This is a genomic window from Aeromonas tecta (assembly GCF_000820185.1).
GTDB lineage: Bacteria > Pseudomonadota > Gammaproteobacteria > Enterobacterales > Aeromonadaceae > Aeromonas > Aeromonas tecta.
Map to the genome: position 1 here is coordinate 217,291 of NZ_CDCA01000039.1, position 9,807 is coordinate 227,097.

At 57.0% G+C, this 9,807-nt stretch carries 5 protein-coding genes; all 5 read right to left on the bottom strand.

Annotated elements, in window-relative coordinates:
* Window positions 1–305: 305 nt before the first annotated feature.
* The 5 genes from BN1137_RS19135 to hcp1 all read right to left on the bottom strand — a co-directional run bounded on the left by BN1137_RS19135 (window position 306) and on the right by hcp1 (window position 8,922).
* A complete protein-coding gene (locus tag BN1137_RS19135; RefSeq protein ID WP_050720114.1) occupies window positions 306–5,132 on the bottom strand; it encodes a polymorphic toxin type 46 domain-containing protein in 4,827 nt (1,608 codons plus the stop codon).
* Window positions 5,129–5,860 (bottom strand): DUF4123 domain-containing protein, encoded by a 732-nt coding sequence (locus BN1137_RS19140; RefSeq protein WP_050720115.1) that lies wholly within the window; start codon window positions 5,858–5,860, stop codon window positions 5,129–5,131. The genes BN1137_RS19135 and BN1137_RS19140 overlap by 4 nt, the downstream gene beginning before the upstream one ends.
* Entirely contained in the window at window positions 5,850–7,895 is a 2,046-nt protein-coding gene (tssI, locus tag BN1137_RS19145) for a type VI secretion system Vgr family protein (RefSeq protein WP_050720116.1), read from the bottom strand. The genes BN1137_RS19140 and tssI overlap by 11 nt, the downstream gene beginning before the upstream one ends.
* A 230-nt stretch (window positions 7,896–8,125) precedes the next feature.
* Window positions 8,126–8,344 (bottom strand): hypothetical protein, encoded by a 219-nt coding sequence (locus tag BN1137_RS19150; RefSeq protein ID WP_050720117.1) that lies wholly within the window; start codon window positions 8,342–8,344, stop codon window positions 8,126–8,128.
* Between the two features lie 59 nt (window positions 8,345–8,403).
* Entirely contained in the window at window positions 8,404–8,922 is a 519-nt protein-coding gene (gene hcp1, locus BN1137_RS19155; RefSeq protein ID WP_050720118.1) for a type VI secretion system effector Hcp1, read from the bottom strand.
* Between the last annotated feature and the right edge of the window lie 885 nt (window positions 8,923–9,807).

Here is a 9,807-nt window from a genome sequence, read left to right on the forward strand (position 1 = left end):
ATGAAATTTATTTGCAAATAAATATCACAATGTGACGAAATTATATTTTAGATGTCCACAAATCAATCTGATTTAAAAAGTCATCTTTATTGAAAGTATGCGAAACCAATTTATCTATCTCACACAAACCACCAGTTGCATTCTTAGAATAATAAAAGAGCCACCCATCTCGACCATCGCACTCTATCAGATAATTAGTACCACCTTTAGAGAACGACACAGACCATGATGAAAAAAAATCACTGAAATCAGAAAACTTATCCAAGAAGAAGTTATTTTTTAAAGCTATCTGTCGAATGTCTTTTTCACATATCATTGTTGGTAACCTCTTTAAATTTATCTCGCTCAGTAGTAAACATCTGAGTTCCCCCACCCGATGATGGTTGACTCTTTCCTCTAACGGACCATGTATCATCTATAGCCTTAGAGGTTGAACGTAGAACTTTAGTTTTCTCTTGGGAGATATATTGTTTTTTCAATTTAAGTTCGACTGTACCTTTCGCCCTATTTTCACCCATTTCACCTATCCCTAATTCAGATGGTGTCGTGCTACCCCTTATTGCATAATAATTCCCTTGTGGAGCTCCAGAGGATTGATATTGGTACACCTTTTTACCTCTATTGATAGTTTCCACCGTAACGTCTTGGCTAAAATCTATCCCATGTAAATGACTAGGTATGCTCTCTTCAGAAAAACCTTGTTTTTTATAAAAATCAAATGCTATTTTTTTTCTAGCGCGCTGGTTTATATCAGCATTAATATCTCCAGTACGACCAAATTTATTATTCAGGAATGTTCGTCTAGTAATATTAAAAGTACAATTTGCAGCTTTAAACATCAACCCCAGCGGATCCACCCAGCCGGTGGGGTTGGGGGCATACTGGTAGTTATTGAGCCCACCGGCCAAGCCTATCGGGTCGGGGGTAATAAATCTACCGGTGTCGGGCTGATAGTAACGGTGACGGTTATAGTGCAGCCCCGTTTCAGCATCATAATATTGCCCCTGGAAACGTAGAGGCGTCTCGACCTCGGCCAGCTCTTGCTTCCAGACGTTGCCATAGGCGCGATATCGCACCTGCCAGGCGGTGTGACCGTCATGATGAGTCAGAGCCAGCGGAGTGCCCAGATGATCCAGCTGGTAGTGGTAAACCTCGGCCTGTTTACCCTCTCCCTCCAGCTGTACCAGCGGTTTGAAGCTGCCAGGCTCATAGATAAAGCTGCGATAAGCCCCGTCGCTGCAACTCTCGGCGATGAGGTTGTTGGCTTGCCACAGGAACTCGGTCACCTGCTCATCGCTACCCTCTATCACCGTCTTGCGGATGCGACGGCCAAAGGCATCGTAGTCATAACGCGCACGCCTGCCATCGGGCAGCTCGGCGCCAATCAGCTGATGCTGACAGTCGTACTCATAGCGGGTAACCAATCGCTGCTCTTTGCCGCGCCGCTCGGTGGCCAGACGACCAAACTCGTCATACTCGAAATGGCGATCGCCACTGAATAGCAGCCGGTTGCCTTGAGTGCGTGCGGGTTCAAATTGGTTACCCTGGGTTTGGCTCAGCAAGTTGCCGGCCGGATCATGCATAAAGCGTTCGGTCAGCTCACCGCGTACCTCCAGCAACCTGTCCAGTGGATCGTAGCGATAGTGCTGCTCTCCTTGTGGATTGCCGGCCGCCACCTGAGCACTGTCATTGACACGCAGCAGATTGCCGGACCTGTCGTAACCGTAGCGCCGCTCGCGGGAGACCTGCTGGCCACGGTGCAGACGTAGTGCGGTCAGGCGACCCTGCTCGTCATACTCATACTGCTGGGTCAGTGCCCCCTGGCGACGACGCATCTCGAGGCCCGCAGCTACCTGATGGCGGGTCAGCTCGCTGCCATTAAGATCGATGCCGCTTAACGCCCCGTCCTGATAGTGGTAATCGAGACGGTTGCCATCTGGCAGTCGCCACTGGGCGAGTTGCCCCATGGCATCGTGCTTGAAATAACTGGTGGCCCAGCCCTGATGCTCCGCCACCAGGTTACCGCCCCTGTCATATTCAAAGGCAAGCGGCCAGACACCATCATCGACCCGGGTCAGCTGGCCATATTGGTCATAGGCAAACTGGATCTCACGGCCATCCGGCAACTGCTTCTTGAGCAGACGGCCCATGGCATCGCGCTCATAGCTGGTAACCAGTTCACTCCCCTGCTTGCCAAATTCCACCTTTTCGCAGAGATGGCCGGTGAGATCATAACGGTAGGCGATGGTACGCCCGTCAAAACCGGTCTCCTCGGCCACCAACCCATTGGGGTGATACTGGATGCGGTGCTGCTCGCCGTGCTCATTCTCGATTTCACTGAGAAACAGCTTGGCATTGTCATAGCGGTACTTGAGTTCGCTGCCGTCAGGATTGATGCGCCGGCTGAGCAGATGCAGGCGATCGTGGTATTCATAACGAGTCTCGCGGCCCAGCTCATCCCACTCGGCCGTCACCTTGTCATAGGGGTTGTATTCGAAACGGCGACTACCGCCGCCGGGCAGATGCACTGCCCGCAGGCGATCGGCTGCATCCCACTCATAACGAGTGATGGCCCCACGTGGATCGCGCTGCAGGATCTGGCGGCCCCGCTCGTCATAGCGCCAGCGGGTGAGGCCGCCATCGGCCCCCTTCTCTTCGATGAGCTGGCCAAGGCGATTCCAGACCAGTTCGATGCGACTGCCATCGGGCTGTGCCACCCAGCTGAGTTTGCCTTGCGCGGTGTAGCCATAGCGGGTCTCTCGCCCGAGCGGGTCAACCCGGGCAATGACATCGCCCTGCTCATTGCGCTCGAAGCGCCACTCACGCTCACCTTGCACCACTTTGCGAACGCGACCATCCCAGTAGCTATAGCTGGTTTCACTGCCATCAGGGGAAATTTCAAGGCAGAGCAACCCCGCATCGTCATAGTGATAATGGGTTTCAGCTGCCATGGCATCGCGGGCCAGTATTTTCTGTCCCTTGTCGTTGTAGTCAAACTCGGTGACTGCACCGTCCGGGTCTTGCTGGCGTACGAGGCGGGCATTGCGGTCATGCTGATACACTTCCAGGCTGCCGTCAGCGTTGTTGACGGTGACCTCGCCCTTGTCATCATCCCAGCCATAACTGACATCGAAACGGGCGCTGTCACTCCAGTGACGGATGGCGCGGGCCTTATTCCCCTCCCCTTCCCACTGCCAGAAGAAGCCGGCACCACCGGCGAGGCGACGCTCCAGGATCACGCCATCGCTGCGATAACGATACTGCTCCCCCTCGCCCGCCCCATTTTCAGTGGCCACCAGGTGACCCGCATCATCGTAGTGATAGCGCTGCAAGATCGCCTGCGGCTGCCAGTTGATACCATCAAACTGCTGCAACTCGATGGCGACGAGACGCGAGTCCTGATGAACGAGCCGCAGAGCCAGGCCACCATCATGCTCAATCCAGCTTGGGCGTCCTTCGGCATCGGGCCGCACCGTCAGGCGATTGCCATACCCATCTGATATCGCCGTCAATCGTCCTGCACGCCCCTGCCAGGTGAAATGCAGGAACGGAGAGCCCGCCTTGGCAAGTATCACCTCATCGGCTTCATCCCCCAGGTAGACCGCCGCCCCCGACAATCGATTGGTTGCCATCGGCATCGTGGTTGATGGCAGCGGCAGCTCGATGGCAAGAGCCTCGTCATCCCACCAGGTCAGGGTCTCGCCGTGGCGCTCGAGCCGATGTGCCAGGGAGTGACTCCAGCCTGGCCCCATGCCGCACTCCTGCTCTACTGCAGACGTCCGGTAGAGGCGACCAAAGGTGAAGGGCAGCATGCCAGGCAGTTGGGCATCCTCCAGTGCCAATAGCTCTTCCCCGGTCACCATGGAGACGGGGCAGCCGTTGGTACAGGTCTGGGCTTCGGGCTGATGCGCCTGATCCGATGGCGTCCTGGCCGGCGTGGAGGCATCCGGGGTGTTGTTGACCTGCTTGATCTCGGTATGAGCCTCGAACTTGCGTTTGGCGGCGGTCCCCCGCACGACCTCGGTCATGGCGCCGCCATCCACCAACCTGAGATCCGCCTTCTTGGCCGGATTGAGGGGGGCGACACCGGCTACTAGCACCTTCTTGGCGCTCTGAGCATGCTGGGCCAGATTGTGTTTCTTGGACATGGATATCAGGCTCGTCACAAGCACAACCATACGAGCCTGCTTTTTAGCAGCGCCAGCAGCTTTTACGCTATAGCGCACCGCCAACCCCGCCCCCCCGGTCAATACCACGCCGACGATAACGTCGATCAACACCGAGGCGATCACCTGAGCGCCAAACTCGGTCTGCTCATCCGGCGGCAACAATTTGACCCAACTCACCAGTGCGTAGGCATAGAGATAGAGCAGCGCCTCATCCTGTAGCACCAGCATGGCCGCCTCCATCTGGGAGGCTCCCGCCTCAGCCATGGCGGCGGCATCAACCCCGAACTCGGCCAGCTTCTTGGCATTGCCCACCGGATCGGCCAATAGCTCATAGATGGTCTTGAGATCATCCCAGACCCCCACCAGCGCCTTACCAATGCCGCTGGCTGCGGCCAGGGAATGACTGGCCAGCCCGCCGCCGGTCGCGTTGTAGCGTCCCCATGCCGCCTTGTGCTCACCATTCCACTCCTGGGTGAGCCAGGCTTCCAGGTCTTTTTGTACCGGCGCATAGGATGCAAACAGCGTATCCAGATCGCTTTTCTTCACATTGGGGTAGAAGGTCACCCGATAAGATTTACCTGGGGTCAGTTGGCCGACCTCGGCGATGCCCTTGGCATCCAGGCTTCCCTCCTTGACCGTGACCTCAGAGATGAAAGCTTTGCCGGCCATCTTGCCCGCTTCCACCTTGTATGGGGTATTGCCGATGGGGATGAAGCGCACCGACTCGAACAGATGAACCAGACGCAGGGTGCCGCTCAGTGGGCATTGGGTCACGACCGATTGGGTTTTATTGCTGCCCGATGAGGTCGTGATCGTCTTGTCACCGACCTTGATGGTCTGCTCCATGTCCATGCTGAGCATGTCGCCAAGAAAGAAGCTCTCGGCATCCTTGCGGTACTCGGTCAAGGCATTGCGATAATCGGCAAGTACCTGGTTGAAAACGGCTTGGCCGGCATCATTCATGCTTGAACCTCTTGGCACAGCGCAGCTTCCAGCGCCGGAAATACATCTGAATCACTCAAGTTGCTACGCTCGACAAAGCGGGCAACCTTGAATCGCAAGTTGGCTTCGGGAAAGGACCAGTAGAGCTGACCATTCCGATCCGCCAACTGCTGCATCAAGTTAGCGATCAAGGGGCCCCTATCCCGCCTTGCCAACACCTCGGCCAGGGGCTCGGGCAGCGTCCACCAGGGAAAGGGACGAGGAGTCTCCGGATCCGATGTCTCCCAGGAGAATGCCCGGCCACCGACCCACAGCTCACGCAGCTCGGGCAACAGGGTGGTGAAGCGATCTGCCAGTTGCTCGACAATAGGGCCGAGGTAGGCACCGTCCCAGTAGCGAAAGAACACCGCGTTCTCCTGATGCCAGATCTGGGTCAATCCCTGCAGATGGGCGTAGAGGGTGTTGACGGGTTGCGCCGTCGACAGCAGGCATCCCCAGTCGTGCGCCTCGGTATTGGCAGCCCACTCGATAAAGTCACTGCCGGCATCCAGCTCTACCAGGTAGGGCATGACCGGGTGCCAATCCGCATAAGGGGTACCTAAATAAAGCCCGCGGGGAGTGTGGCGGCCATCGAGCCGGTAATAGTGTTGCAAGGGGGCCGCATCACTGGCGCCCGCCAACAGGGCATATAGAGGGGATGTCCCATGTGCGTCTACCCACTCGGGTAGCGCTATGACCTCAGATCTCACAACTACCCTCCTTGCACTTCTCACACTCCTCGCAGAAGGGGGCTGCGCTCTTCATGGTGGCAAGCTGGGCGGGACTGAGTGGTACCTTGGGTGGGGGTGGAACGGCGACACCGAGGGGGTCGATAGGTGATTTTCCAGCCCAACCAGAGCCCGAACCCGGGCCGCCGCCGGAGTTCATCTTGATAGTGGGGCCGACCAGGGTGACGCCGCCGCCATCGACCTTGACGAAGCAGCCACCGACCTTGACGGTGATTTCAGATCCCGCCTCCAGCACCACCTTGGCGCCAGCCTTGACGTGCACCTCCTGCCCCGCCTGAGTGAGCCAGCTCTGACCCAGCTTCTGGTGCATAGACGCATCCACGGTGAGCGACAGGTCACCCTTGATATGATCCCGCTTCTCGCCGTTCACGGTGAGATGGTCATTGGCCTTGATCCGGGTCACCCGCTCATTGTCGATGTCCCTGTGCTCGTCGTGCTTGATATGCCAAGCAGCGTCGTTCTCGATGAGCAGGTTCAGATCTTTCTGACCGTGGATATAGATCTCTTCCTTGCCCGCCTGATCTTCGAATCTCAGCTCGTTGAAACCCTCCCCCTGATGGGTTTCGGTGCGCAGTACGGTGCGGGTCTTGTTGGCTGGCAGCTCGTAAGGCGGTCGGTTGGTCGCATGATAGGTGCGACCGGTGATGATCGGCTGGTCCGGGTCTCCTTCGAGGAAGCTAACTATGACCTCGTGGCCAATGCGTGGGATGGTCATCATGCCGTACTGACCGCCAGCCCAGCCTTGAGATACCCGTACCCAGCAGGAGCTCTGATCGTTACTCGAGCCATAGCGATCCCAGGGGAATTGCAACTTCACCCGGCCGTGCTTGTCGCAGTAAATTTCTTCGCCTTCCGGCCCTACCACTGTGGCGATCTGCGGGCCGTCCACCATGGGCTTAAAGGGCGCTTCCGGGCTGCCGATGCGTGCGCGCCAACTGGTGCTCGCTTTGACCACCCCGAACTCGTTGTGATAGACGGTGGGGCCGCTTCCCCCCTCCTCTTCCAACGCTTGCGGTTGTGAGCCGGTGTGACTGATGCGCACGATTTGCCAATCGGTATTGAGGCTGCCATTCGGGTGTTCGGTGAGGGAGAAATATTGGCCCGGCAGCAGGGCCGCGCAGTTGGACTTAGCCAAGCCGGTGACGGCGTCATTGCGCAGGGCGTCGAGCCGGTGCTGGGCAAAGGCCTTGCCGCTGCCGTCAAGCTTGTAGCGGCCCGGGTAGTCGAAGTGCTGGTAGGTATCCCGCTGATGCTCAAGCTCTGCGCCGAGCTTCTTGTGAGACAGGCCATAGGCCGGAGTCTTGAAGCTGTAGTCTTTGAGCTCCACATCCGACGTCCGCACCGCCTCGCGGTAGTGGAACTGGCGCACATAAGGGCCCTGCTCCAACGAGCGGTTGCCGAGGTTGAAGAACAGCTCCGGGCCGGCGGTCAGGGCCGCCGCATCATCGGCAAAAACAATACGATGCTTGCCCTGCTCGAATTCGTGGAAGTAGAAGAGTCCCTCTTCGGCGGCGAGCCGATTAACAAAATCGAGGTCCGTCTCCCGATATTGCACGCAGTATTCGCGCTGGACGTGCTCGTTTTTGAGCGCGAAGGCGTAGTCGGTGATGCCGTGCTCTTGCAGCAGGATAGAGATAATTTCGTCCGGTTTCTGGGCCTGGAAGATGCGCGAATTCTGACGAAGGGAGAGCCGCCACAGCGCCGGTTGCACCATGAGTTGATAGCGGGTGCGGCGAAAGCCGCTGTCCCCTTGGGCAACGTCGCTCACCACACCACAGACCCGCCGCTGCAGCTCGCCCTCGTACCACACCAAAAGCTCGCAGGGCTGGTCCAGCACGGCGCCAAAGTCGATGTCCGGCTGGGCGCTGGCGAGTTCCAGCCTCAACTGGAAGGGGCCGTTTAGCGCCTCCTCCAGTGCAAATTCGGCCACCACGAAGGTGTTCTCGGGCAGGGCCCCTACCTTGACGGTAAATTGTAATCCTGTGCTGTCTGCCATTGGCGCGCCTCTGCTGTAAACCCGGTCCCACAATGCTGCCGGGCAACGTCAAGCTGGATGAGAGATCCCCCATGGCCACCATTTTTTCGCCACCATGGCTACCGCACGCCCATGGGACGCGCGGTCAGATCTTCAGTCATGATCTTTCTTTTGCTCGCTCACCCGGGGTGAACAAGCAGAAGAAAAACAACCGATTGTGGTAAGCAGGCCGGTCATCCCGGCCTTCGGGATCAGGCCAGATTGGCCCTGATGTATTGCGCAATCTGGACACTGCGGTTGTCACCACGGTTTTGCAGATCGGCGATGACCTCCTGCACTGTGCCGCGATAGACCAGGGAGCCACGGACAAGGGTCCGATGGTTATGGCCCACGTCGGTGAAGGTGGCGCCGCCCCTGTGCAGGTGAATGTGCGGTTCGTTGGTATCGGGGTAGAACGACTCTCTTGGCATCTTGCCTCCCTGTCTGGATAGCGAAAAAGGAGCACCCGGATGGGTGCTCCCTCATGGCATCAAGCCTCGATCGGTGCGCGCCAGTCATCGGCGCCGGAGGTACCGGCGACGGTGTGCTCCCAGTCGATCTTGCGATAGGCCAGGGAGACCTGGATCAGCTGGGTGAAGTCAGCGTTGGCCGGATCCTGGCAATGGGGCATCTGGCAGTCGATGTCGACGATGGTGGAGTCGGTCAGCACGGTAGAGAAGAAATGCTCCTGCTTGCCTTCGACCGAAGTGCGGTACCACTTCAGGGTCACTTTCGGCAGCATCTCGCCGGAGGCCAGGGAGTTGTACATCAGCGGCACGGCTTTGTTCAGCGCGACGGTGAATTTGAACGGCTTGTGGACACGCTGGCCAGCGGGCTGACCGGATTGCGGATCGGTCGGCACGGTGACGATGTGTTGGAACTCTTGTACCAGCATCTCGTCTTCGTGGCCCTGCACGAAAATGTTGCCGACGGAGTCAGAGGTGAAGGCACCGGCAGTGATGTTGCCCTGGGTTTTACCTTCGATGCTGATATAACATGGAGTTGGCATGGGTATGCTCCTGATTGGTTGAACGGTAATGACACTCAACCGAAACTATTAGCAGTGACCATGCCAATCATTTTTGTTCATATATAACAATAACTTAAATCGAACCTCGTTTTACTCATCATCTCAAACACCGCAATTTATTGCCCACTTAGAATATCTCTCTATTTTTTTTTGCATAGACAGATATTAATTCTGAAATATAAGCAACTAATTGCCCGTGTCGGGATCTATCTCCAACTCAGCCGAGTCGGCCATATTCGAAACCTCAGCTAAGCCCCTGTGATGGGCCCAGCAGCAGGTTAAGCAATCGGCATATCCGCAGACGCCATGTGGCATGTGGCATGTGGCATGTGGCATGTGGCATGTGGCAATGATGCCCCCACAAGGGCCGTTTCAATACGACAGGCAACAGTGACCGGTTAGTGGCCTCGCATCTGGCAGGACAATAGATGCAGATTTCACAGCTGATGAGCGCTGATATGTTGAAGTGGAAAGGAATAGTCCGGTCTATCTCGCCTCGGGCGAGCATTATCTGCTCGGCCAGGTGATCAGCCCGAACGGCGGCATGGTGATGTGGGGCCAGCAGCCGTCCGTTCACATTCAGGCACTACCCTCTCGACCAGTGCAGGAGACGTTCTTGGCGCACAGATGGACCTAGTCCCTCCCGGCCGTTCACACAGGTTGGCAGTAATAAACCTGAAGCCTGGGGAGAGGATCTATCGCGTAGTGATGATTTGGTTATCTGATGAGGAGACGCGACAGGAGCAGGACATGGGCCTTCTCCTATTGTCATCGCACATACAAAGGGAGTGGACCGCATTGGCTGTCAAACTGGTTCAACTGCCAGCGGAGGCCACATGGCATTTGGGATGGGATGGGATGGGA